The organism is Bacteroides sp. AR29, assembly GCF_900217715.1.
Classification (GTDB): domain Bacteria; phylum Bacteroidota; class Bacteroidia; order Bacteroidales; family Bacteroidaceae; genus Bacteroides; species Bacteroides uniformis.
Genome location: NZ_OBMS01000015.1, coordinates 1 through 23,280, shown reverse-complemented (window position 1 = coordinate 23,280; position 23,280 = coordinate 1). Strand labels below are relative to the sequence as shown.

The 23,280-nt window shown below is 47.6% G+C and carries 22 protein-coding genes, 1 pseudogene and 1 riboswitch; of the genes and pseudogenes, 11 read left to right on the top strand and 12 right to left on the bottom strand.

Annotation, left to right across the window (positions count from 1 at the left end):
- Positions 1-25: 25 nt before the first annotated feature.
- Both CSD97_RS10970 and radA read right to left on the bottom strand, forming a co-directional pair.
- Positions 26-1,648: an FAD-dependent protein gene (locus CSD97_RS10970; protein WP_098032386.1), complete on the bottom strand. Its 1,623-nt coding sequence runs from the start codon at positions 1,646-1,648 to the stop codon at positions 26-28.
- Between the two features lie 5 nt (positions 1,649-1,653).
- A complete protein-coding gene (radA, locus tag CSD97_RS10965) occupies positions 1,654-3,021 on the bottom strand; it encodes a DNA repair protein RadA (RefSeq protein ID WP_005834974.1) in 1,368 nt (455 codons plus the stop codon).
- A 121-nt stretch (positions 3,022-3,142) separates the two neighbouring features.
- Between radA and CSD97_RS10960 the strand changes: the two genes are divergently transcribed.
- Positions 3,143-3,685: a carbonic anhydrase gene (locus tag CSD97_RS10960; protein WP_005834976.1), complete on the top strand. Its 543-nt coding sequence runs from the start codon at positions 3,143-3,145 to the stop codon at positions 3,683-3,685.
- 10 nt (positions 3,686-3,695) lie between these two features.
- Here the strand turns inward: CSD97_RS10960 and CSD97_RS10955 are convergent, their stop codons facing one another.
- On the bottom strand, positions 3,696-4,733 hold the full coding sequence (locus CSD97_RS10955; RefSeq protein WP_005834979.1) for an asparaginase: 1,038 nt from the start codon (positions 4,731-4,733) through the stop codon (positions 3,696-3,698).
- A gap of 448 nt (positions 4,734-5,181) precedes the next feature.
- Here CSD97_RS10955 and thrA point away from each other — a divergent pair, with 448 nt between their 5' ends.
- The 3 genes from thrA to thrC all read left to right on the top strand — a co-directional run bounded on the left by thrA (position 5,182) and on the right by thrC (position 10,267).
- Positions 5,182-7,614 (top strand): bifunctional aspartate kinase/homoserine dehydrogenase I, encoded by a 2,433-nt coding sequence (gene thrA, locus CSD97_RS10945; RefSeq protein WP_005828504.1) that lies wholly within the window; start codon positions 5,182-5,184, stop codon positions 7,612-7,614.
- A 21-nt stretch (positions 7,615-7,635) separates the two neighbouring features.
- Positions 7,636-8,895 carry a cofactor-independent phosphoglycerate mutase gene (locus tag CSD97_RS10940; RefSeq protein WP_008665992.1) on the top strand — a complete coding sequence of 420 codons (1,260 nt, stop codon included), beginning with the start codon at positions 7,636-7,638 and terminating at the stop codon, positions 8,893-8,895.
- A gap of 70 nt (positions 8,896-8,965) precedes the next feature.
- Positions 8,966-10,267 carry a threonine synthase gene (gene thrC, locus CSD97_RS10935; RefSeq protein WP_005834984.1) on the top strand — a complete coding sequence of 434 codons (1,302 nt, stop codon included), beginning with the start codon at positions 8,966-8,968 and terminating at the stop codon, positions 10,265-10,267.
- A 485-nt stretch (positions 10,268-10,752) separates the two neighbouring features.
- Here thrC and CSD97_RS10930 read toward each other — a convergent pair whose 3' ends face one another.
- Positions 10,753-11,076: a type II toxin-antitoxin system RelE/ParE family toxin gene (locus CSD97_RS10930; protein ID WP_005828493.1), complete on the bottom strand. Its 324-nt coding sequence runs from the start codon at positions 11,074-11,076 to the stop codon at positions 10,753-10,755.
- Entirely contained in the window at positions 11,061-11,228 is a 168-nt protein-coding gene (locus CSD97_RS10925) for a hypothetical protein (protein WP_165860120.1), read from the bottom strand. The genes CSD97_RS10930 and CSD97_RS10925 overlap by 16 nt, the downstream gene beginning before the upstream one ends.
- Before the next feature lie 69 nt (positions 11,229-11,297).
- On the opposite strand from CSD97_RS10925, the gene CSD97_RS10920 reads away from it, so the two are divergent.
- Entirely contained in the window at positions 11,298-12,206 is a 909-nt protein-coding gene (locus tag CSD97_RS10920; RefSeq protein ID WP_034525647.1) for a DMT family transporter, read from the top strand.
- Here CSD97_RS10920 and CSD97_RS10915 read toward each other — a convergent pair.
- Genes CSD97_RS10915 through CSD97_RS10905 form a run of 3 tightly spaced genes read right to left on the bottom strand, consistent with a single transcriptional unit; the run spans position 12,166 to position 15,813 of the window.
- Complete coding sequence (locus tag CSD97_RS10915; protein ID WP_005828487.1) at positions 12,166-12,843, bottom strand: thiamine diphosphokinase; 678 nt, start codon at positions 12,841-12,843, stop codon at positions 12,166-12,168. The genes CSD97_RS10920 and CSD97_RS10915 overlap by 41 nt on opposite strands.
- A 7-nt stretch (positions 12,844-12,850) precedes the next feature.
- Positions 12,851-13,501 (bottom strand): nicotinamide riboside transporter PnuC, encoded by a 651-nt coding sequence (gene pnuC, locus CSD97_RS10910; RefSeq protein WP_005834990.1) that lies wholly within the window; start codon positions 13,499-13,501, stop codon positions 12,851-12,853.
- On the bottom strand, positions 13,501-15,813 hold the full coding sequence (locus CSD97_RS10905) for a TonB-dependent receptor (RefSeq protein ID WP_005834991.1): 2,313 nt from the start codon (positions 15,811-15,813) through the stop codon (positions 13,501-13,503). Before CSD97_RS10905 ends, pnuC begins: the two co-directional genes overlap by 1 nt.
- Positions 15,814-15,846: 33 nt before the next feature.
- A riboswitch (TPP riboswitch) is annotated at positions 15,847-15,943 on the bottom strand.
- A 123-nt stretch (positions 15,944-16,066) separates the two neighbouring features.
- Here CSD97_RS10905 and CSD97_RS10900 point away from each other — a divergent pair.
- A complete protein-coding gene (locus tag CSD97_RS10900; RefSeq protein ID WP_009037240.1) occupies positions 16,067-16,918 on the top strand; it encodes a mechanosensitive ion channel domain-containing protein in 852 nt (283 codons plus the stop codon).
- 125 nt (positions 16,919-17,043) lie between these two features.
- Here CSD97_RS10900 and CSD97_RS10895 read toward each other — a convergent pair whose 3' ends face one another.
- Positions 17,044-17,286, bottom strand: a complete 243-nt coding sequence (locus CSD97_RS10895; protein WP_005828479.1) for a hypothetical protein — start codon at positions 17,284-17,286, stop codon at positions 17,044-17,046.
- A gap of 129 nt (positions 17,287-17,415) precedes the next feature.
- Here CSD97_RS10895 and CSD97_RS10890 point away from each other — a divergent pair, with 129 nt between their 5' ends.
- Positions 17,416-17,958 (top strand): hypothetical protein, encoded by a 543-nt coding sequence (locus CSD97_RS10890; RefSeq protein WP_005835008.1) that lies wholly within the window; start codon positions 17,416-17,418, stop codon positions 17,956-17,958.
- A gap of 48 nt (positions 17,959-18,006) precedes the next feature.
- Here CSD97_RS10890 and CSD97_RS10885 read toward each other — a convergent pair whose 3' ends face one another.
- Positions 18,007-18,414 carry a pyridoxamine 5'-phosphate oxidase family protein gene (locus tag CSD97_RS10885; protein WP_005835009.1) on the bottom strand — a complete coding sequence of 136 codons (408 nt, stop codon included), beginning with the start codon at positions 18,412-18,414 and terminating at the stop codon, positions 18,007-18,009.
- Positions 18,415-18,490: 76 nt separating this feature from the next.
- Complete coding sequence (locus CSD97_RS10880; RefSeq protein ID WP_098032385.1) at positions 18,491-19,306, bottom strand: helix-turn-helix transcriptional regulator; 816 nt, start codon at positions 19,304-19,306, stop codon at positions 18,491-18,493.
- Positions 19,307-19,433: 127 nt separating this feature from the next.
- On the opposite strand from CSD97_RS10880, the gene CSD97_RS10875 reads away from it, so the two are divergent.
- The 4 genes and pseudogenes from CSD97_RS10875 to CSD97_RS10855 all read left to right on the top strand — a co-directional run.
- Positions 19,434-19,883 carry a hypothetical protein gene (locus CSD97_RS10875; RefSeq protein ID WP_098032384.1) on the top strand — a complete coding sequence of 150 codons (450 nt, stop codon included), beginning with the start codon at positions 19,434-19,436 and terminating at the stop codon, positions 19,881-19,883.
- Between the two features lie 234 nt (positions 19,884-20,117).
- Entirely contained in the window at positions 20,118-20,327 is a 210-nt protein-coding gene (locus CSD97_RS10870; RefSeq protein ID WP_098032383.1) for a winged helix-turn-helix domain-containing protein, read from the top strand.
- A 636-nt stretch (positions 20,328-20,963) separates the two neighbouring features.
- Complete coding sequence (locus CSD97_RS10860; protein WP_098032381.1) at positions 20,964-22,340, top strand: MATE family efflux transporter; 1,377 nt, start codon at positions 20,964-20,966, stop codon at positions 22,338-22,340.
- 139 nt (positions 22,341-22,479) lie between these two features.
- Positions 22,480-22,983, top strand: a pseudogene (locus CSD97_RS10855) (AraC family transcriptional regulator); the annotation flags it as partial.
- A gap of 15 nt (positions 22,984-22,998) precedes the next feature.
- Here CSD97_RS10855 and CSD97_RS10850 read toward each other — a convergent pair.
- Positions 22,999-23,280, bottom strand: a 282-nt coding sequence (locus CSD97_RS10850; RefSeq protein ID WP_143272418.1) for a transposase, incomplete at its 5' end; no start/stop codon positions are given.

The following is a 23,280-nucleotide window of genomic DNA, read 5'->3' as shown; positions in this document are numbered from 1 at the left end:
AAAATTTGGATGTAAATATTATAGCTTAATCAAAGAATGCCTTTGCCGCTTCCGCACATCGTTCGCCGTCAATTCCGGCAGAAACAATGCCTCCGGCATATCCGGCGCCTTCTCCGCAAGGGAACAATCCTTTTACGCGTACATGTTGCAGTGTCTCCTTGTCTCTTGTTATGCGTACCGGCGCCGAAGTACGGGTTTCCACTCCAATCATTGTCGCCTCGTTCGTCAAGAAACCACGGCTGTATTTCCCGAATAGCTGGAAACCTTTGCTCAGGCGTTCTGCAATGAAAGAAGGCATCCAGAAGTGGAGAGGTGAGGAAACCAGTCCCGGTGCATACGAAGTTTCCGGCAGGTCGTAACTCAGTTTTTTCTTAGTGAAGTCTGCCATTCTCTGTGCCGGTGCTGTCTGCTTCATATTGCCTTGTTGCCAGCAGAGGCGCTCCAGATACTCTTGAAAATACATCATGCTTAATTGGGAGTTGACGGTTGGCAATTGACAATTAGTCGTGCTGTCGTGCTGCATAGAAATTGTAAATTGTAGATTGTCAATAGTAAATTGCTCTATGTCTTCCGGGCGTAGCTCTACCACCATTCCCGAATTGCTCCAACGGGAACCGCGGTTGCTGGGACTCATCCCGTTGACTACAATCTGCTCGGGACCGCTGGCGGCGGGCACAACGAAGCCGCCGGGACACATGCAAAAGCTATATACTCCTCGTCCGTCCACTTGGTTTACAAAACTATATTCGGCGGCAGGCAGATATTTTCCCCGTCCGTTCCGGTTGTGATATTGTATTTGGTCTATCAAGGTGGCAGGGTGTTCTAGTCGTACGCCTACGGCAATGCCTTTAGCTTCAATCTCTACATTGTTGGCGGCAAGCCAGCGGTATACGTCCCGGGCAGAGTGACCGGTGGCAAGTATCACCGGGCCAAGGAAAGTCTTGCCGGTATTTGTTTCAATGCCTTTGACTTCATCCTTCTCTATGAGTAGGGCGTCCATGCGTGTTTCGAAGTGGACTTCGCCACCACACTGGATGATAGTGTTCCGCATGTTTTCGATGACACGCGGCAGTTTGTCTGTACCTATGTGCGGATGTGCATCTACCAGAATGGAAGTGGAGGCTCCATGTTGGCAGAAGACGTTCAGAATCTTGTCTACATTGCCACGCTTCTTACTGCGTGTGTACAGCTTGCCATCCGAGTAAGCTCCGGCACCTCCCTCTCCGAAGCTGTAATTGGACTCCGGGTTGACGAGTTGCTGGCGGCTGATTTGCGCCAAGTCTTTCTTGCGTTCCCGTACGTCCTTTCCACGCTCCACAATGACGGGGCGCAGACCGAGCTCTATCAGTCGCAGGGCGGCGAAGAGTCCTCCGGGACCGGCGCCTACCACTACTACTTGGGGCTTTCCTTCTACATTATTATATAAGGTATGTTGATATTCGTCCTCTTTCGGCATTTCGTTCAGATATGCCCGTACGTTGAGGTTGATATAGATTGTCCGTTGGCGGGCATCGATACTGCGCTTCAAGATGCGCGTTGCTGTTATCTCCCGTGTATTCAGTCCTTTCTCATGTACTAAGTACTCTTTCAGGCGTTGCTCGTTTGCCGCTACTTCGGGCAATACGCGCAGTTGGTATTCTTGTATCATAATGATTATCCGAATAGGGCACGGAATGCTTCTTCCACCTTCCGTACCGGTATCAATTCCATTTTAATCTTCTTCGTGTTCAGTCCTTGCATATTATACTTGGGAAGTATGAATCGCTTGAATCCAAGTTTCTCTGCTTCTCCGATGCGCTGCTCTATGCGGTTCACTGGACGGATTTCACCTGACAGACCTATTTCTCCCGCCATGCACACCTCCGGCTCTATGGCCGTGTCCATGTTGCTGGAGAGGATAGAGCTGATGACGGCAAGGTCTATTGCCGGGTCGTTCACTTTCAATCCGCCGGCAATATTGAGAAATACATCTTTCTGTGCCAGTTTGAAGCCTACACGTTTTTCCAATACGGCCAGCAGCATATTCATGCGGCGGATGTCGAACCCTGTGGCAGAGCGTTGTGGGTTACCATATACGGCACTGCTGACCAATGCCTGCGTCTCGATGAGGAACGGTCTGATGCCTTCTATCGCGGAGGCGATGGCTATGCCGCTCATACCTTCATGGTCTTGGCTCAGCAGCAGTTCGGATGGGTTGCTCACCTGCCGTAATCCATCTTGCCGCATTTCGTAAATACCCAGTTCGGCAGTGCTTCCGAAGCGGTTCTTGATGCTGCGCAGGATGCGGTACATGTAGTGCTGGTCGCCCTCGAACTGGAGTACGGTATCCACGATATGTTCCAGTACCTTGGGGCCGGCTATGCTTCCTTCCTTATTGATATGCCCGATAAGGATGACCGCCGTATGCGTTTCCTTGGCAAAACGCAGGATGGAGGCGGAGCATTCCCGTACCTGGGCGATGCTTCCCGGCGACGATTCAAGGGTTTCAGTAGAAATCGTCTGTATGGAGTCGATGATGACGATGTCCGGGCGGATGTTCTTGATATGGACGTAAATCTGTTCCAGGGAAGTTTCGCACACGATGAGGCAATCACTGGAAGCACTTGTCAAACGGTCGGCACGCAGTTTCAACTGACGGGTACTTTCTTCGCCGGAGACGTAGAGGATACGTTTCTCCGGTATACGGAGTACGGTTTGTAGCACCAGGGTGGATTTCCCGATGCCCGGTTCGCCGCCAATCAAAACAAGAGATCCTTGTACAAGACCACCACCTAGTACCCGGTTCAGTTCGGCATCATGGAGGTCGATGCGCGGTTCGTCATCGGCTACAATTTCATGGAGGGTTATGGGTTTGGCTTTGGCGGTCTCTATGCCCGATACGGGACGCTTGTTCACCACTTCTTTCCGTACCACCTCTTCCACATACGTGTTCCACATTCCGCACGACGGACACTTGCCTACCCATTTGGGAGAGTCTTGTCCGCAGTTGCTGCATACATAAACCGTCTTCTCTTTAGCCATAGTTGTGCATTCTCTTCTAAAATGATTGCCCAAAGGTACAATTTTTCGATGCAGGGCTTGCAGACTCCCATAGAGTTTTTTTATTTTTGTGAGTAGAAAACAATAACATGTTATAAAAGCCATGATAGAAGATATTCTTGCATACAACAAGCGTTTTGTAGCCGAGAAGGGGTATGAGAAATACATCACGAATAAATACCCGGATAAGAAGATTGCCATCCTCTCTTGTATGGATACCCGTTTGACCGCTTTACTGCCGGCAGCCTTGGGCATCAAGAACGGCGATGTGAAGATGATAAAGAATGCGGGTGGAATCATTTCACATCCGTTCGGTAGTGTCATTCGTAGCCTGATGGTGGCCATTTACGAGTTGGGCGTGACGGAAGTGATGGTTATTGCCCACTCCGATTGCGGTGCGTGCCACATGAGCAGCGCCCAGATGATAGAGCATATGAAGGCCCGGGGCATCAAGCAGGAGACGATTGATATGATTCGTTTCTGCGGAGTGGATTTCGAGTCTTGGCTGTATGGATTCGAAGATACGGAGAAATCGGTAAAAGGTACGGTGGAAGCTATTATCAATCATCCGCTGATACCGAATGATATCAATGTCAGCGGTTTCATAATAGATTCTGTGACGGGAGAATTGACCCCGGTGCAGTGATAGTTGTGCTTCACACGGTAATTTCCCCTGCCAGCGGTCGTCCCATCAGTTCGCGTATTTCGGCAGGTGGATAATCGTGCCCCAGAAGGAACATCAGCTTGGTTACGGCAGATTCCGTTGTGCTGTCATATCCGCAGACAACTCCTGCCTGCATCAGTTGGTAACCGGTTTCATAGCGCTCCATTTCAACAGTGCCGGCACTGCATTGGGTGACGTTGACAATGATGATGCCTTGTTCGCAGGCATCATGCAGGCGGCGTAGAAACCATTCCTTTCGGGGAGCGTTGCCGGAACCGTAGGTTTCGAGGACTACGGCCTTCAGTCCTTTAGTGGCAAGTATGGCTGCCACGACATTTTCCTGAATACCTGGAAAAAGCTTCAGTATGGCGATGTTGGTATCAAGCAGATAATGAGGCTCCAGTTCGTGGGGAGTGCCGTGCGTATGAATTTGCACATTATTATATTTAATATGTATACCGGCGGAAGCGAGTACCGGATAATTGAAGGAACGGAAAGCATTGAAGTTCTCCGCGTTCATTTTGGTGGTACGGTTGCCGCGCATCAGGTGGTTTTCGAAGAAGATGCAGACTTCGGGTACGATGGGCTGTCCGTTGGAGTGGCGGTCGGTGGCTATTTCGATGCTGGTCAGCAGGTTTTCCTTGCCGTCTGTGCGGAGCACGCCAATGGGCAGTTGCGAGCCGGTTAGGATGACGGGCTTGTTCAGCCCTTCAAGCATGAAGCTGAGTGCAGAAGCTGTGTAGGCCATGGTGTCTGTGCCATGCAGGATGACGAAGCCTGTATATTGGTTGTAGTTGTTGCTGATGATGCGTACCAGTTTGCGCCAGGCATCGGGGTCCATGTCCGAGGAATCCATGGGCGGGTCGAATTGATAAGTGTCGATACGGAACGCAAATCTCTGAAGTTCGGGAACATGTTTCTGCAACTGCTCGAAGTTGAAGCTTTCCAGGGCGCCGGTTTCTGCATTCTCTATCATTCCGATAGTTCCACCGGTGTATATTAGCAAAACGGAAGTGTTTTCTGGGTTCATGCGCACTTTTCTTTCATGTTTTCCATGCAAATATAATGATATATATTGAGAATGATAGCAAAATGTTAGAAAAGAATAAACGGATATACAGAAAAAAGGTATGGAAAGTGTGAAAGTGTAAGCCGTAAGTTGTGCATATTTCTTGCCTTTTTAGAGGCTTTCTGTATTTTTATCGCAAAAAAGTCGCAAAAAGTGATAGATTGAATGTTTTTATTGTTACTTTTGCAACACTTATCATAAATGATAGAAACAAGAGACTATGAACAAGTACTATCAACATACAGTCACATCCATGTGGACCATGACCCTTAGGGGTTAGGGATAGTATTTTGTGTTTCTATGTGTTACACCATTTTCAAGCAGTTTTTCCATTTAATTAAAGTCAATGCAAGCCGTAGCAGCTTGTTTCCGACACATTGTATCAACCATCTCAACAATATAAAGAGAAATGAAAGTAATGAAATTCGGCGGAACGTCCGTAGGTTCCGTGAACAGTATTTTGAGCGTCAAGAGAATTGTAGAAGCAGTCGATGAACCGGTTATCGTGGTGGTGTCCGCATTGGGCGGCATCACGGACAAGTTGATAAACACCTCTAGAATGGCGGCAGCCGGTGATGCTTCTTACGAGAATGAGTTCCGGGAGATTGTCTATCGTCATGTGGAAATGATTAAGGAAGTGATTCCGGCAGGCGAGGCGCAGGTTGCCTTGCAACGCCAGATTGGTGAGCTGCTCAACGAGCTGAAGGACATCTTTCAGGGCATTTATCTGATAAAGGACCTTTCGCAGAAGACGTCCGATACGATTGTGAGCTATGGCGAACGTCTTTCATCTATCATCGTTGCCCAGTTGACGGGAGCGGAGTGGTTTGACTCACGCAAGTTTATCAAGACGGAAAAGAAGCATTCCAAGCATGTGCTGGATACGGAGCTGACAAATTCGTTGGTGCGCGAGACATTCAGTAGCCTGCCCAAACGCGTATTGGTTCCGGGTTTTATCTCCACAGACAAAATGACGGGAGAGGTAACGAACCTGGGTAGAGGTGGCTCTGACTATACGGCGGCAATCATTGCTGCTGCACTGGATGCCGACAGTCTGGAAATCTGGACGGATGTAGACGGATTCATGACAGCTGACCCGCGTGTGATTTCCAGGGCATACACTATCAATGAATTGAGCTATGTGGAAGCTACGGAGCTTTGTAACTTCGGTGCGAAAGTGGTCTATCCGCCTACAATCTATCCGGTTTGCCACAAGAATATCCCCATTCTGGTGAAGAATACCTTCAATCCGGAGGGTGTGGGAACTGTCATCAAGCGAGAGGTTTCCGACCCGCAAAGCAAGGCCATCAAGGGTATTTCATCCATCAATGATACGAGCCTAATTACAGTGCAAGGCCTTGGTATGGTAGGTGTCATCGGTGTGAACTACCGTATCTTCAAGGCGCTGGCAAAGAATGGCATCAGTGTGTTCCTTGTGTCCCAGGCTTCTTCGGAGAATTCAACGTCTATCGGTGTGCGCAATGCGGATGCTGATCTGGCTTGCGAGGTGCTGAACGAGGAGTTTGCCAAAGAAATAGAGATGGGAGAAATTTCTCCTATTCAGGCAGAAAAGAACCTGGCTACCGTGGCCATCGTAGGCGAGAACATGAAGCATACACCGGGTATTGCCGGAAAGCTGTTCGGTACGTTGGGGCGTAACGGTATCAATGTGATTGCTTGTGCGCAGGGTGCTTCGGAAACCAACATCTCGTTTGTAGTGGACAGCAAATCATTGCGCAAATCGCTGAATGTCATCCATGATTCTTTCTTCTTGTCGGAATATCAGGTACTGAATCTTTTTATCTGCGGCATAGGAACCGTAGGCGGCAGCTTGATAGAGCAAATCCACAGCCAGCGCCAGAAGCTGATGCAGGAGAACGGCCTGCAGCTGAATGTAGTGGGCATTGCCGATGCAAACAAAGCCATGTTCAGCCGCGAAGGTTTCGATTTGGGACGTTTTCGTGAAGAACTGCAGGAGAAGGGAAAGGACAGCTCTCTGGAAACGCTGCGTAATGAGATTATCGGTATGAACATCTTTAACTCTGTCTTTGTGGACTGTACGGCAAGTGCAGGCGTGGCTTCCCTTTACAAGGACTTGCTGCTGCACAATGTTTCGGTAGTGGCTGCTAACAAGATTGCTGCTTCTTCCGAATACGAGAACTACCGTGAACTGAAACAGATTGCCCGCCAACGCGGTGTGAAGTACTTGTTTGAAACCAATGTAGGCGCCGGACTCCCCATCATCAATACCATTAACGACCTTATCCATAGCGGTGATAAGATATTGAAGATTGAAGCCGTGCTGAGCGGTACGTTGAACTATATCTTCAATAAAATCAGTGCCGACATTCCTTTCAGCAAGACCATTAAGATGGCGCAGGAGGAACGTTACTCCGAGCCCGATCCGCGTATCGACCTCAGCGGAAAGGATGTTATCCGCAAACTGGTGATTCTGGCACGCGAGGCCGGTTACTGTTTGGAACAGAGCGATGTTGAGAAGAACCTCTTTGTGCCCGATGACTTCTTTGAAGGCTCCCTGGATGACTTCTGGAAGAAAGTGCCGAGCCTCGATGCCGATTTCGAAGCCCGCCGCAAGGTGTTGGAAGCCGAGAACAAGCATTGGCGTTTCGTAGCCAAACTGGAAAATGGCAAAGCATCTGTCGGTTTGCAGGAAGTCGGCGCCAACCATCCGTTCTACGGGCTGGAAGGCAGCAATAACATCATCCTGCTGACCACGGCACGTTATAAGGAATATCCGATGATGATACAAGGCTACGGAGCCGGTGCGGGTGTAACGGCTGCGGGGGTATTTGCGGATATTATGAGCATTGCAAACGTTTAATCCAAATCGTAATATAGAAAGATGAAACACATCATTATATTGGGTGATGGTATGGCCGACTGGCCCGTGAAGGCTCTGGGAGGCAAAACCTTGCTGCAGGCGGCTGCAACTCCCTATATGGACAAGCTGGCACGCATGGGACGTGTGGGAAGGCTGGTGACGGTGGCCGAGGGATTTCATCCCGGCAGTGAGGTGGCGAATATGTCCGTTCTGGGCTATAACCTGCCGAAGGTGTACGAAGGCCGCGGTCCATTGGAGGCGGCGAGTATCGGTGTGGACTTGCAGCCGGGTGAGATGGCGATGCGCTGCAACATTATCTGCATCGAGGGAGACAATATCAAGAATCATTCTGCCGGGCACATTACTACAGAGGAAGCGGATGTGTTGGTAAAATACCTTCAGGAGCATTTGGGTGATGACCGCGTGCATTTCCATACGGGCGTGCAATACCGCCATCTGCTGGTAATAAAAGGAGGGGACAAGCGCATTGACTGTACGCCGCCCCACGATGTCCCTTTGAGGCCTTTCCGTCCGTTGATGGTGAAGCCGATGGAGGGTACGGAGAATATTTCGGTCCCCGAAGGCGGTGCAGAGCTTACTCCGAAGCAGACTGCCGATTTGATTAATGATTTGATTCTCCGTTCGCAAGTGTTGCTGGAAAACCATCCGGTCAACATGAAGCGGAAGGCCGAGGGTAAGGACCCTGCCAATAGCATCTGGCCGTGGAGTCCCGGTTATCGTCCGCAGATGGAGCGCCTTTCAGACAAGTTCCCGCAGGTGAAGCGTGGTGCTGTGATTTCTGCCGTGGATTTGATTAACGGCATCGGCTACTATGCCGGATTGCGGCGCATCACCGTAGAAGGTGCGACAGGGCTTTATGATACCAACTATGAGAATAAGGTGGCTGCCGCCCTTGATGCATTGCGGACGGATGATTTTGTCTACCTGCATATCGAGGCCAGTGATGAGGCCGGTCACGAAGGAAATGTCCCCTTGAAGATTATGACGATTGAGAATCTGGACAGCCGTGCCGTAGGTCCTATCTACGAGGCTGTGAAGGATTGGGAGGAACCCGTTGCTATCTCCGTATTGCCCGACCATCCCACTCCCTGCGAACTCCGTACGCATACGGCCGAACCTATCCCGTTCCTCATTTGGCATCCGGGTATCGAGGCTGACGAAGTACGGACATTTGATGAAGTGGCAGCCTGCGAAGGCAGTTACGGACTGATGAAAGAAGACGAGTTTATTAATGAATTTATGAGTTCCACCACAGAGTAACACAGAGTTTCACGGGGTTTTATTTATAGAGAATTCTGTGAGACTCTGTGGTGAATAAAAAAATACCGCAATGAAATATTATAGCACCAACAAACAAGCCCCCGAAGCCACTCTTGAAGAGGCCGTGGTAAAGGGGCTTGCCGCAGACAAGGGGCTTTTCATGCCCTTTACAATCAAAACTCTGCCACAAGAGTTTTACGATAGCATCGATACACTCAGCTTTCAGGAGATAGCCTATCGCGTGGCAGATGCTTTCTTTGGCGAGGATGTTTCTGCCGATACGCTGAAACAGATTGTTTATGACACACTCAGTTTCGATGTCCCTCTGGTCCGGGTGACGGAGAATATTTATTCGCTTGAGCTGTTCCATGGTCCGACGCTTGCCTTTAAGGATGTGGGCGGTCGCTTCATGGCGCGTTTGCTGGGATACTTTATCAAGAAAGAGGGCAAGAAGCAAGTCAATGTTCTCGTTGCTACTTCCGGTGATACGGGGAGTGCTGTTGCCAATGGTTTCCTCGGTGTGGAAGGCATACACGTCTATGTGCTCTACCCGAAGGGAAAAGTCAGTGAAATCCAGGAGAAACAGTTTACTACCTTAGGGCAGAATATCACGGCCATTGAGGTCGATGGCACGTTCGACGATTGCCAGGCTCTGGTTAAATCCGCTTTTATGGACGGGGAACTCAACGAGCACCTGCAACTGACCAGCGCCAATTCCATCAACGTGGCGCGTTTCTTGCCGCAGGCATTCTATTACTTTTATGCCTATGCTCAACTGAAGCGTGCCGGTAAGGGAGACAATGCCGTCATTTGTGTACCCAGTGGTAACTTCGGCAATATCACTGCCGGCCTCTTCGGCAAGCGTATGGGACTACCTGTGGAACGCTTTATCGCTTCCAACAACCGCAATGATATCTTCTTCCAATATTTGCAGACGGGTGTTTATACACCGCGTCCCAGTATCGCTACCATTGCTAACGCGATGGATGTGGGCGACCCGAGCAACTTTGCCCGCGTACTCGACCTTTACGGAGGCAGCCATGCCGCCATCTCTGCCGAAATCAGCGGTGCCACTTATACCGACGAGCAGATTGCCGAAACCATGCGGGAAGTGTGGAAGAAGGACCATTACCTGCTCGACCCGCACGGAGCCTGCGGCTTCCGGGCCCTGGCCGAAGGACTGAAACCCGGCGAAACGGGCGTATTCTTGGAAACGGCCCATCCGGCGAAGTTCAAGGATACAGTGGAGAAGATTATCGGTGAAGCCGTAGAAATACCTGCCAAGCTTCAGGCCTTTATGCGCGGCGAGAAGAAGAGCCTGCCAATGTCGAAGGACTTTGCGGACTTCAAGCAATATCTGATGCATGTATAAAGAATGGGACGTCAGTAAAGAAAAACACCGGATTACTTGACATTGCCTTTCGGATGTTGTATCTTTGTAACTGCAATCTTAGTTCAGATTCAATTTTAAATTAGCATAAAAGGAGAGGCATCGCTTCTCCTTTTTTGTTGTGTTCTTCCGTCACTTCATTTGCCAAACCTTAGGGTCTACTCTCCTAAACCAGTGCTTTGCAGATTTAATCCTCCACTTCAGCAAGCGGAATGGTGGGCATTTGCTTGGAAAATCCCGGCGGTTTTGACGAAAAGCTCGGATGTTTTTGACGAAAAGTCCGGATGTTTCGGATGAAAAGCTCCGAGCTTTCGGATGATATGTTCAGCGCTGACAGATGGTGTGTCGAGGATAAACGGATGATATGTTCGGGACGGATACATGGTTTGTTCCGGCTATATGAACGGACGATCATGCGTCTGTTCCGTTAATCTTCCATAAATCTGCTCTTGACAAGATTGGCTGCTTTATTCTGTATCGGGTTCTTCCCGGATGATGTTTATCATGCTGCCCAACTTATGATGGTTGTTCCATAGCACAAGCACTTCAATCTTCCGGAGACTGTGCCGGTAAAGAAGCGTATAGTCGGGATGCGGAATGATGTACCGTATGTTCTCTGCTTCGGTGGGCTGTCCGATAAACGGATTCAGCGTGACACGGTACAATGCATTTTGGAACAAGGTGTACAGAGCCCCGCCACACCGTTTGTTGCCATCTCTTTCTTGCGAGGAAATCAGCAGGTCCTTCAGAGCTTCTTTGGCAAGTGGCGACCAGATTATTTGTTTAGCCATGCTTCCACCTCCTTACTGATTGTGACATCCTCTTGTCCTTCTCCCTCATCCAGTTGCCGGCAGGCTTTCTTAAGGTCATGGCGTAGCCGGGTGGAGAATGCGAGGACTTGCTTTGTTTGCTGGGACGATTGCTCTTCTTTAACTTTTGCCATAACGTTATCTCCTTTTTCCTTAAAACATTTCAAAGTAATGAATTGTTTGAGGGGAAAAATACGAAGCTGATGAAAGATAAGAAACTGGAAGCCAATCTCAGTATGGTTGCATCGCGCGTCATGGCGGGGTTGAATATGAATGGATTGAAATTTCTGCTCCCTTTGTGGCTGGGTGCATTGACAGGTGTCACGGTGCGTTGTGTCTTTGCTGCCGTGGCATTTTGGATAACAAGCTGGTTTGTAAAGGAGGCACCGGTCACAAGGCGGCAGCGGATAGGGCTGTTCTGTCTGGGAGCTTTCGGACTCTACGGGTTCATGTTCTGCTATCTGCTGGGCATCAGTAAGACGACTCCGGTTTCCAGTGCCATCTTCAACTCCATGCAGCCCATTTGGGTCTTTCTGATATCTGTCTTTTTCCTGCACGAAAAGGCTACGCTGATGAAGATAATCGGCATAGCGCTGGGTTTTGGCGGTGCGTTGTTGTGCATCCTTACGCAAGGCAGTGATGACCTGGCGCACGATGCGTTTACGGGCAACATGCTCTGCATGGTGAGCTCGCTGGTCTTTGCCGTTTACCTGATTGTGAGCAAGAAACTGCTGGAAGAGGTCGGGGTAGTGACGATGATGAAGTACATCTTTGGCGGTGCGGCAGTAACGGGATTGATTGTGTCGTCCATTATAGGCTGGGATGCACCCTTGCTTACGGATGCCTTGCATGGGAAGTGGCACTGGGTGCCGTGGGCGGTGTTGGCGTTTGTGCTGGTTTTCCCTACTTACCTCAGTTACTTTCTGGTTCCGGTGGGCTTGAAGTATCTCAAGACGACGGTTGTAGCCATGTACAGCTATCTGATACTGGTGGTGACTACCGTTGTTTCCCTCACCTTGGGGCAAGACCGTTTCAGTTGGACGCAAGCCGCTGCCATTGCCATGATTTGTATCAGCGTGTACTTTGTTGAAGTGGCGGAAGCGAAGAAGTAGTGACGAATACCAGGTATTCCCCTTCCGCCTCGATGGTGAATTCTGTACTGGTGCATTCGTTGAGTGTGCCTTGCCACCAGTTGGTGAAATCGCTGAGGGGATAGACCAGTCCTTTGCCATGCAGACCGTGTGCAGTGAAGTTGATGATGGATACTTGCTGTCCGGGATGGCTTGGGAAGGTGCGGGTACCCCGGCAGGGGATGAAGATGCCGTAATCGGTATAGGTACGTACATCGGCTCCGGCACGGAGATAGTCGATGAGCAGGCTGATATTTCCCAGTGTATGGTCTTCACGTTTGCCCGTGGCACCGATGATGGCGATACGGCGTTTGCCTTTCGCCAGCAGGAAGTTGACGGCTTTAGTCTGGTCGTTGGTCTCCTGGTCGCTGATACGGTGTAGGATATGTCCGAACTTCCGGCGGTTTTCATCACTGAGGGAGTCACCGTCGCCGATGATTACGTCGGGAGTATGGCCCCGGCGGATGTATTCGTCCGCTCCGCCGTCGCAACAAACCACGTAAGGCGCTTCCGCCAATATCTTTAAAGGTAGGGGACTTGCAGGATATTCCCCATTCGCCAAAACTACGGCATCAATAGTTAATAATTGCTCGTTGCTCGTTGATAGTTCGTCTTTCATGTCTTTCTTAATCCCTAATCTCTAATCCTTCATCCTTGTTCATCATTTTCCTCCATTTGAAGTAGCCAAAGATAGCTATAATTGTGTAAAGGGCATATAGTCCGGCTGTAAAATCAAGTCCTTTGTAGATGTACAGTCCGGCGCTAACGGCATCTACCGCAATCCATGCCCACCATTGCTCTACATATTTCCGTGCCAGCATCCACATGCCGGCTATGCTCAGTGCGGTGGTGAAGGAGTCCAGCCAGGGCACATTGCTGTCCGTGAAGTTTATCAATATCCAGGCAATGCCAAGCAGAGCGGCGATGAATACGGCGGTAAGCGGCAGCAAGTAGCGCGCCGGCATATGGGTGATAGGAAGTTCCAGTTTTTGTTCTTCTGTTCTTGTGTCCTCTCCTTTCTGTCCTGCACCTTTCCGCCGCAAGATAGTCCGGCGCAGAAATGCTCCGTACTTCCACATCATCCAGCCGTAGATGGCAGCACCCAGATAATAGATGTTGATGCCGAAGTCTGCATACAGCCCCGCATCATAGTAGACAAAAATATAGACGGCAGGCATAATGATGCCCGCTATCCAAAGATAAATGCTTGCCCGGTACTCCAACCAGAGATAGAGAATCCCGACCACAGTGCCTATAATCTCAAGAGTATGTTCCATCAGAAATTGATTGCTATATGTCCCAATACATTCGTTCCCGCCTGGGCAGCGTAGCCGGCATAGTTGTAACGGACTTTTCCTCCGTTGTCGTCGTGATAGTATCCGCTGCCTGCGTATCCGTTGTTTTCGTATTCTTCATTGAACAGATTGTAGATGGTGCACCCTACGGTTACCGACTTTACTTTAGGCAACTTGAAGGTATAGGACAGATTCAGGTTGCTTACGAAATAAGCATCCAGTGTGCACTCCTCTCGCTTGGCGTTACTCATGTATTGCTTGCTGATATATTGTGACTGCAACGAGGCCTCGAATCCCTTGAACGTATAGCCGAAGCGGTTGTTCAGTATGAAGTCGGGAGAGAATGCGATGGGGGTATCCCCGTGTTTGATGACCCATGCTTCCGACCCAGCCTCCTCGTTTTCAAAAAGTGTCTCGGTAAAGTTCTGCACACGGTTCTTGCTGAGTGTGGCATTGATGTCCCATTGCAAGCCGCAGTCCAGTTTGATGCCAGCCATCAGTTCAATACCCGTACGGTAGCTGTCGGGCACGTTGCTGGCCATGGCTTCGCCTATCTCGTTCAGCTCTCCCGTCAGTACCAGCTGGTCTTTATAGTCCATATAGTAGAAGTTGGCACCCGCATGGATCCATGAGTTGGCGAAGGTATATCCCAGTTCGTAGTCGAACAAACGCTCAGCCTTGGGATGTTCGGTGAAGTAGCCGTCGGTGTAGTTGTTGCGCGTAGGTTCTTTATGGGCTACGCTGAACGAACCGTATAGGCGGTGGTTGCGGTCGATTTGCCAGGACAGTCCGGCTTTCGGGTTGAAGAAGTCGAAATCTTCGTCAATGTCCAATTTTTGCATTCCCGGAGTGGCGGCAGTCCAGTTGTACTTGTCGTTCAGTCCGTTTATCTTGTAGTTGATGTGGCGGTATTGCAGGTCGAGGTAGGCGCTGAGGCCGCTTACCAGTTCATAATTGACTTTCAGATAAATATTTCCGTCGTTCTTTGTGGCGTTGTTGCGGTAGTAGTCGTGGTCGGGGTTCAGTTCGCCGATATAGTTCTTTACCCAAAGCACTTTTCCGAAGTGGTCGCCGTCATAGCGGTTCAGTGCACCGCCTAGCGAGGCATGCAGACGGTCGGCTTTGTAGCTTACGGAGAAGATTCCACCGCCAAACCAGTTGTCCATTGCCTTCTTGCGGATAAGGTCGCTTACTTCTACCTTGCCGCCATTGTATTCGAAAGGAGACATGCCGTACTCTGCTAACGAGCGTTCACCTTTATATTCTTGATAGTATCCGTCGCCTTTGGTGTAGTGCAGGCCGATATTCAGGTTCCATTGTGGGGTGAAATTGTGGTTGAATAGCAGCTGGTAATTCTTTTGCGTATAGTTGTCGGTCTGGTCGTCATAGAAATGCAGTGCACCTCCTTCGTCCGTGAGGTAATGCTTCTCGCCGTTGTCGTCTTTATAATATTCTTTGTTGTATACATGGCCGTCCCGGTCGGTGGCGTACATGAATCCGCAGGAATTATAACGCCGTCCGTAACGTTCCATCTCTTCCTTGCTGGCATAGTTCCATGCGTGGTAAGTGCGCTCTTTGCCGGCAAAGGTTATCAGCTTGATAGAGGTGTTGTCATTGTAGTACCCTCCTTGCAGGTAATAGGAGTTCAGTCCCACAGACGCCCGGTCTATATATCCGTCTGTACTGATGTTGGAGAGCCGCGCGTCGAACGACCAATGATTGTTGATGAGTCCCGTTCCCACTTTCACCGTCTCCTTGTGCGTATGGAAGGAGCCGTAGGAACCGTTGAATTCTGCATAGGGTTTCATGGAGAAATCACCCGTCTGCATGTTGATGCTGGCACCGAAAGCTCCTGCACCGTTCGTTGAGGTACCAGCTCCGCGTTGCACCTGCATATCCTTGACGGAGGAGGCGAAATCCGGCAGGTTGACCCAGAATACCGTGTGGCTTTCCGCATCGTTGATGGGAATACCGTTAGCGGTGACGTTGATGCGTGTGCCATCTGTTCCGCGGACTCTCAGTGTGGTGTAACCCACCCCGGCACCGGCGTCGCTGGTAGTAATGGCGGAGGGTGTCATACTCAACAGATACGGCAGGTCTTGTCCGAAATTCTGTTTTTTCAGTTGTTCTTTGCCTATATTGGTGAATGCCACCGGTGTGCTGTTTGTGGCACGTGTGGAGATGACTTCCACTTCCTGCAGGTTTATCACCCGCAGACTGTCTTGCTCTTGTGTCTGCGCACAGACACCCAGTGCTGCCATAAGGAGGCAGGTCGCCATTGCATGTCTCTTCATTTGCAATTGTTTCGTTTAGATGAATACAGAAAAGGGGAACTTTTCTTCTTTTCCCTCCGCCGGCATTACCCGGATCAGGTTAATGGGTATGATCTCAGCCCGTCGTATTAGGGCACCCCTTAGTTGAAATCGGGAGCAAAGGTAGGAGTTTTCGTCGAAAGTGGCAAGTTAAGTGAACGAAAGTCAGAGTTATTTGTTAATTTTGCAGCATTAATTTTAAAAAAAGAGTATAGTTATGTTATCATCTTTATTCATGGCAGCCTTTGCTGCCCAAGTTGCTGACGATGGTTTCAGCAAACTGCAGATATTCCTTCAGCAATTGATAGATTGGGGCGTAAGTGCCGGTGGACGTATTATTGGAGCTGTCATCATCTTTGTGGTAGGACGGTTCTTGATTTCCTTTCTTAGGAAAATGCTGGCGAGGTTATTGGCAAAAAGACATGTGGATGCCAGTATCCAGAGCTTTGTGAAAAGTTTAGTCAATATCTTGCTGACCATTCTGCTGATTATTGCCGTTATCGGCAAATTGGGAGTGGAAACTACTTCATTTGCAGCTTTGTTGGCATCTGCCGGTGTGGCTATCGGTATGGCACTTTCCGGAAACTTGCAGAACTTTGCGGGTGGATTGATTGTACTGTTGTTCCGTCCTTTCAAGGTAGGCGACTGGATTGAAAGCCAGGGAGTGTCCGGAACGGTACGTGAGATTCAAATCTTCCATACGATTCTGACCACAGCCGACAATAAGGTAATCTATATCCCTAACGGTGCGTTGAGCAGTGGCACCGTGACCAATTACAGCCGCGAGGACACCCGTCGCGTGGATTGGGTGATTGGTGTGGAATATGGTGAGAATTATGACAAGGTAGAAAGCACCGTGCGTCGTATCATCTCCGAAGACAGCCGTATTCTGAATACTCCCGAACCGTTTGTAGCTCTCCATGCCTTGGATGCCAGCAGCGTGAATGTAGTTATCCGTGTTTGGGTGAAGAGCGGAGACTACTGGGGCGTTTATTTTGATATGAACAAGAAGATTTACTCCGTATTCAACGAGGAAGGTATCGACTTCCCATTCCCGCAGTTGACGGTGCATCAGGCGAAAGACTGAGTGGGCTACAAGTTTCAATTTACTGGCTATCAGCTACTATAAGTTACGGGCTACAAGTGTCCTGCATTATCATACTGCAGGACACTTGTAGCCCGTAACTTAATAGTAGTCGGTAACTCCGTAATTTATTTATAACTTAATTCTGCCTCTATTTCTTCGCAGACATCTTGCTCCAGGTTGAGCAGCTGATTGATTTCTTTTCGTTTTTCCAAATCCGTGAAATAGCTCTCCACTACTGCATAGATGTTGAAGCCGGTTGTGGAACCCGCAGCCAAATCCAATGACTCAACCATTTTCTCTACTGCTTGATGAATGCGTTTCTTACTGATAAAATGCAGTTCATTACTATGAATTAAGCTCTTTTCCATGATATTTTCTGTTTTAGTTATTGTAGTTATAACATTCTATCAAGCAAGTTAGTTCATGTAGATTGAACAGACTTGACAGTCGACCGAACGATATTTCTTTTTATATTTGCCAAAAATATAAGCGCGGCAATGAAAGAACTGTTTATAAAAATACTCCGTTTTCTGATGTTTGTACTGGTCGTAGCTTTGGGCTGCATCGGATATAACATCTATGAAGATACGTTGGCTGCTGTGTGGATACCCGTAGGGGTAGGACTTGTGGTGGCAGTCGTTACACTTCCTCTATATAAAAAATGGATATGGCTGACAACGATGGAGCAAAAGGCAGTGAATATATTGTGTCATGTGGTGTGCGTGGGTGTCATCAGTTGTTCGCTTTTTCTGGTAGGGAATTATCAGATGGCGGCTCCTGCTTCGACAAAGGAGGTGACGGTCACCGTACTTGAGAAGCTGATAAAAGAACATGAAAAGAGACGTAAAGTAGGCAAGCATCGTTATGTGTCGGACGGAGTACGTAAGGAGTATTACTTAAAGGTGGCTTTCGAGGATGGAGCGATAGAGACCTTGCATGTTTCCACAGCCACATACAACAAAGCACGAAAAGGCAAACCGAAAGTTCTGACTTTGCAGAAAGGAGGTTTCGGATTGCCGGTGATAACGAAGGGGCTATAGTTTTCATCCCCCCATGCAAGACATCAGATGAGGAACTGAATGCTCTTCTTAAAGATTTCTGCGTACAAAATGTCCGTCAATCCAAATGGTGGCATGGTGTCCTTTGAATTTCAGTAATACATAATTGGGATCTGTCGGGCCTTTGCTGAAGTGTGCGCTGAACCACTCTTGCCACATTTCCTGCTTGGTGGCTTCGTCTTCTATAATCTCCACCTCACCGGTGAGCACTACGCTGTTTCCTTTTTCCTGAAAGCACAAACCTGCTTTCGGATTGGCTGCAAACTCCTTTGTTTTAAGACTGTCTTTGCCGGTCGCCAACCATACGGTTGTGGCCCCTTCCGACTTGATGTTGCTCATTGGAACGGGGCGGGGATATCCCTCTTGGTTGATGGAAGTGATGACGACGGTTTCGCATCTTGCCAAGATTTCTGCTGCTTTCTCGATTAATGTTGCCATATTGGATGTTTTTATTGATTTGATTGCTGCAAATATAGGCATGGTAATAGGAAGAGCTATTGTAAAAAATCGACTTTTATGTTTTCACATAACTCAAAGTCCCTTCTTCCAATGGAGCGGAGGTGAGAAGCTGGCTTGGCGCGTTGCCGGACATCTTTTTGATTTCTTTTGAGAGATGGGAAACATCATAATATCCTGCTTTGATGGCAACGGACAGCAGATTGTCGAAAGAGGTACTTCGCAACAAGTCTACAGCATGTTTGAACTTCATAATCCGACTGTACTCTTTGGGTGTAAGTCCGGTGTGCTGCTTGAATTTCCGTTCGAAATGGCGTTGGCATAGGCAAGTCTCCTCCGCTAACCGGAGGAGTGACAAGTCACCCTTGCATCGATTGATTTGCTGTATGGCGAACAGCATGCTCCGTTCTGCTTTTGGACTGTATCGGCATAAGGCTTGAAGCAGGAAGTTTTCAATAAAGACCAGGTGCTCTTGAATGGTTCCCAGTTCGCCCAGTCTCTCTGCAAAAGAGTGGGTAAAGAGGCTTGTAAGCTCATCGGCGTTTAACCGTAAGTTGGTGAGCTCCTGCAAAGGGAGGTCCATGAAGCGAAGTATTCCGCAAGGCAGAAAACGGATTCCCAGCATATGGACTGTTACCGTATGGGTCACCAATTCGGAATATTTGGTCATGGCTCCAATGAAGTAGGCATGGTAGGGCTGCATAACGAGGCTGTCGTGTACGGCCTTAGGGGCTTCACCCAACGTGAATATAAAGTCAGTGCATCCGTCAGGCAGGATATTGATATGCATGCCGTATCCGGGTTGTCCTTTAAACTCCCAATATTTGCCAATATAGGGGGAGAGCAGGGGGCTGGGATGATATTCTTTGTACATAGGTTGTAAAGATAGGAATAAACTTCGAAGATAGGGAAATCCCTATGTATAAATAGAGAGAATCACGGAAAAGGAGGTTTTTATCATACTACATTTGCTGTATGGATAAATACTAAAACTTTCTATTATGAAAAAGATGTCAGTTGTTTTAGGCTTGTTATTCGCTGTCTTGGTGATGGGCTGTGGCATTTATGAGAGCTACGGGTTTGATTATAAGCAGTTGAGCAGCATTGAACGTGGTATGAGCTTTAAAGAGGTGTGTACCATTTTAGGAGAGCCTGCATTTAGAGATTTGAATAAGGAGGGAGAGGCTTGGACATTCCGTGCTTATACTCCTGCGGGGTGGTCGGCTGTCAAGGTGTGGTTCAAAGACGGAAAAGTGGACGAAATGAAGAGCTATCTGGAGGATACTTATCCGGTTACCACTTCGCGGGACAAGAGTTTCATGAATGAGAAAAAAGAATCTTCCGACAAGAGTAGCGAAACAAAGGTAATAGTTTCGCCGGAAGGGAAACATTACATCAAAATGGGCTCGGTAGTAGTCACTCCCGAAGGCAAGCATATAATAGTACCTTGATTATACCAGCATAATCGTTCCCGGATATAGTATAATGTGAATATACCTTTCTATAAAGTGCTGATATTTATAAAGTTCTATATTTTTTGCAGATTTTAGGTATATGTAGTTCAAAGAATGTTATCTGAAATGAAAAGAATGGGCAATGTTTGTCATTGCTCTGTCTTTATCTTATATTTGAGTAGATAATATAGGATATCATTTTAAGAAAGGAACTAATAATAAGATAATAATATGAAGAGTATTGAGAAGGCGACCAATAATATGAAAATGGTATATTCCATTCTGTGCAATCTTAAGAAGTGTACAATCTTTGAATTACAGAAACTGACGAAGTTCAGGGATGTGGATTTGTGTTTGGCCTTGGGGTATCTGCTGCAGAATAACCAGATTTATCAGAAGCGTATTGATAACATGGTTTACTATGGAGTCGTCGCAAAATGAAAAGATATACAATAGGTTTACCACACATTTTGCTTACATGCTTGCATGGCGCTTTCTAATTGTTTGTTATACCGCGTTTTACGATATGTAAGCAGACGCTATGCAAGTATGTAGGCAAACTTTGCTTGCATGCTGTTTTTTCTTGTGCAAATGGCTGGTCTTCTTTCCGCAAAGAACAGCTCTTTCTTCTACTAAAAGCTTATTAATGACTATTGTGCACGGTTGTGATGCAGTTTCTTCACTATTGTGGTACGGCTTTTTCATGCTTGTGGAGAAGTCGTACCACAATAGTGCGCATGCCTAACTATCATTTATTCAGTGTATTGACAGCCTATGTTAGAGCAATGAAAGACTGATAGACTGTCTTTCATTGGCTGTGTGTTTACCTTCAAAAGAGTGATATGGTAGTGGATAATGTTCATGTTTTGCTGCTTTTTCAGTGAAAGAAATCATGAGTATTTGGATACTTGAAAAATAAGTCCCACCTTTGCACGCGAATTAGAAAACCAAAAGAGTTTTGTAATCCTCATCGGAGGGCTGTAAAAATGCCGGATAAGATGACTGGGTAAAACCAATCATTTTATCCGGCATTTTTTTGCTTTTGTGCAAGACAATAACCTATAAATATAGTTGAACATGAAAAGAGATGCAATTGATTTGAGTACACTGAATGTGTTTACATTGTTTCGGAAATATTTTGTTCCTACGTTGCTGGGTATGCTCAGTATGTCGGCCGTAACAGCGATTGACGGGATATTTGTCGGGCATGGAGTAGGTAGCGACGGGATTGCGGCCGTAAATATCTGTGTCCCTTTACTGATGCTTTTTACGGGAATCGGGCTTATGGTTGGTGCCGGGTGTTCTGTGGTCGCTTCTATCCAATTGTCGAGAGGCAAAAGCAAGTCTGCTCGGTTGAATGTGACACAAGCATTACTGTTTGTAACGATTGTAGCTTTGATACCCTCTGTTTTGATGATGGCTTTTCCGGCAGAAACAGCCCGGATGCTCGGCTCTTCCGAACATCTGTTGCCTATGGTGGCGGATTATCTGCTGTGGTTTGTTCCGTCATGGGTCTTTCAGATATGGATAACGGTGTCGCTGTTCGTCATTCGTCTGGACGGTGTTCCAAAGCTGGCTATGGTGTGCAGCCTGATTACGGCTGTAATCAATGTGGTGCTCGACTGGCTGTTTATCTCTCCTTTTGGCTGGGGAGTCATGGGAGCGGCATTTGCCACTTCCATCAGCATCATGGCCGGCGGACTGGTGGCGATGGTCTATCTACTGTTTTATGCTCGGCATTTGCGTTTACAACCACTCAAATGGAGTGTCAAGAGCCTGCGGCTTTCCGTGCGGAATATTGGTTACCAGTGCCGTATCGGTTCTTCTGCCTTATTGGGAGAGGCGACGCTTGCTGTTCTTATGTTCGTCGGGAACCAGGCATTTATGTCCTATCTGGGGGACGATGGCGTAGGGGCATTCGGTATAGCGTGCTATTATATTCCTTTTGTTTTCATGGTAGGTAATGCTATTGCACAATCTGCCCAACCTATTATCAGCTATAATTTCGGACTGGGCTACAAGGAAAGAGTGATGGCGGCGGAACGTATTGCGTTGCTGACGGCTGTGGTCTGCGGTGTGGTTGCAACGGTGGCATTCACTGTTTATCCTTATCTGCTGGTCGGTCTTTTCATCAGTCTTGACAGTGAAGCGGCGAAGATAGCGATACACGGTTTCCCCTATTTTGCAAGCGGCTTTGTCTTTTTCATTGTGAATATTGCTGTGGTAGGTTATTTTCAGAGTGTTGAAAGAATAAAGCCGGCTACGATTTTTGCTTTGTTGCGTGGCTTTGTTTTCCTTATTCCGAGTTTTATTCTGTTGCCGAAGTTCTTGGGTGTGTCGGGAATCTGGTTGGCAATGCCACTCTCGGAGGCTTTGACAATCATTGTGATTCTGCTTTTTGTTCTGAAGCATCGGTATGCTTATAAAGTTTCCAGCCAACTCATTACGTCGTAGATGCCTTTAAAAAAACGAGGTTGTGCCAACGTTTTGACATAACCTCCTAAAACCGTAACCAAAGATTTCTAAAATTGGCGAGATTGGACAATCATACATTTGTATGAACTCTATATATTTGCAAATTATATCGTTATAGATGAAAAGTAGCACTGAAAATATATACAAACAGAAAGTCAATCAAGTAATTGATTACATAAATTTTAATCTGCATCAGCCATTGCAATTGAATGTAATAGCCGACATAGTAAATATGTCTCAACGGCAATTGCTCCGTATGATGAGTTCTGCTTTGGATGAACCATTATACTCTTATGTGGCGAGGCAACGAGTAGAACGAGCTGTACTATATATGCAAACTGAAGACATGAGTTTACAGAATTTGGCTGGGTTAGTCGGCTACGATAATCCGCAATCGTTCTCCAAAGCATTTAAGAAACAATTTGGTATCTCTCCCAAAACATATATCAGCAGATTAAGGATGCGATTAAAAGAGTGCGAACATGATGGAAAGGAGTGCGAATTGCATTCTGAAGTCTACAATTTCGAGGGATTAAATTTAGTATATATCCGTATATGGGGTAAGTACGGAGAGGAAGAACCTTATGAAACAGTATGGAGTAAATTGATACATTTCTTAGAATTTGTTTTGAAATGCTTAGAAAAATCTCTTAAGGAGTATTTGTATAAATGCCACCGTTACCATTGCTTCTGCCGTTTCCGTCAGGAATTCGTAATCAATAGTGAGCCTTCTATAGTTTTCCAACCATGAGAAAGTCCTTTCAACAATCCATCGTTTAGGTACTACATTGAATTTTCTGGGGTTTTCTTTGGGTCTGAGTACAACCTCCAAGTCCCATCCGAACTTTTGTTTTGTCCACATAGCCAAATCCCCTTGATAACCTCCGTCAGCAAGTATCTTGCAGAGTCTTGGGAATTT

Excerpts from the sequence above, each read along its gene's own strand:
- CSD97_RS10915 (WP_005828487.1), bottom strand. The coding sequence starts at position 12,843 with ATGAAAGACGAACTATCAACGAGCAACGAGCAATTATTAACTATTGAT.
- CSD97_RS10955 (WP_005834979.1), bottom strand. The coding sequence starts at position 4,733 with ATGAACCCAGAAAACACTTCCGTTTTGCTAATATACACCGGTGGAACT.
- CSD97_RS10930 (WP_005828493.1), bottom strand. The coding sequence starts at position 11,076 with ATGGCTAAACAAATAATCTGGTCGCCACTTGCCAAAGAAGCTCTGAAG.
- CSD97_RS10870 (WP_098032383.1), top strand. The coding sequence starts at position 20,118 with ATGAAGAGTATTGAGAAGGCGACCAATAATATGAAAATGGTATATTCC.
- CSD97_RS10940 (WP_008665992.1), top strand. The coding sequence starts at position 7,636 with ATGAAACACATCATTATATTGGGTGATGGTATGGCCGACTGGCCCGTG.
- pnuC (WP_005834990.1), bottom strand. The coding sequence starts at position 13,501 with ATGGAACATACTCTTGAGATTATAGGCACTGTGGTCGGGATTCTCTAT.
- CSD97_RS10890 (WP_005835008.1), top strand. The coding sequence starts at position 17,416 with ATGAAAGAACTGTTTATAAAAATACTCCGTTTTCTGATGTTTGTACTG.
- CSD97_RS10895 (WP_005828479.1), bottom strand. The coding sequence starts at position 17,286 with ATGGAAAAGAGCTTAATTCATAGTAATGAACTGCATTTTATCAGTAAG.
- CSD97_RS10970 (WP_098032386.1), bottom strand. The coding sequence starts at position 1,648 with ATGATACAAGAATACCAACTGCGCGTATTGCCCGAAGTAGCGGCAAAC.
- CSD97_RS10925 (WP_165860120.1), bottom strand. The coding sequence starts at position 11,228 with ATGGCAAAAGTTAAAGAAGAGCAATCGTCCCAGCAAACAAAGCAAGTC.
- CSD97_RS10920 (WP_034525647.1), top strand. The coding sequence starts at position 11,298 with ATGAAAGATAAGAAACTGGAAGCCAATCTCAGTATGGTTGCATCGCGC.
- CSD97_RS10860 (WP_098032381.1), top strand. The coding sequence starts at position 20,964 with ATGAAAAGAGATGCAATTGATTTGAGTACACTGAATGTGTTTACATTG.
- thrA (WP_005828504.1), top strand. The coding sequence starts at position 5,182 with ATGAAAGTAATGAAATTCGGCGGAACGTCCGTAGGTTCCGTGAACAGT.
- CSD97_RS10885 (WP_005835009.1), bottom strand. The coding sequence starts at position 18,414 with ATGGCAACATTAATCGAGAAAGCAGCAGAAATCTTGGCAAGATGCGAA.
- CSD97_RS10905 (WP_005834991.1), bottom strand. The coding sequence starts at position 15,813 with ATGAAGAGACATGCAATGGCGACCTGCCTCCTTATGGCAGCACTGGGT.
- thrC (WP_005834984.1), top strand. The coding sequence starts at position 8,966 with ATGAAATATTATAGCACCAACAAACAAGCCCCCGAAGCCACTCTTGAA.
- radA (WP_005834974.1), bottom strand. The coding sequence starts at position 3,021 with ATGGCTAAAGAGAAGACGGTTTATGTATGCAGCAACTGCGGACAAGAC.
- CSD97_RS10960 (WP_005834976.1), top strand. The coding sequence starts at position 3,143 with ATGATAGAAGATATTCTTGCATACAACAAGCGTTTTGTAGCCGAGAAG.
- CSD97_RS10880 (WP_098032385.1), bottom strand. The coding sequence starts at position 19,306 with ATGTACAAAGAATATCATCCCAGCCCCCTGCTCTCCCCCTATATTGGC.
- CSD97_RS10900 (WP_009037240.1), top strand. The coding sequence starts at position 16,067 with ATGGCAGCCTTTGCTGCCCAAGTTGCTGACGATGGTTTCAGCAAACTG.
- CSD97_RS10875 (WP_098032384.1), top strand. The coding sequence starts at position 19,434 with ATGAAAAAGATGTCAGTTGTTTTAGGCTTGTTATTCGCTGTCTTGGTG.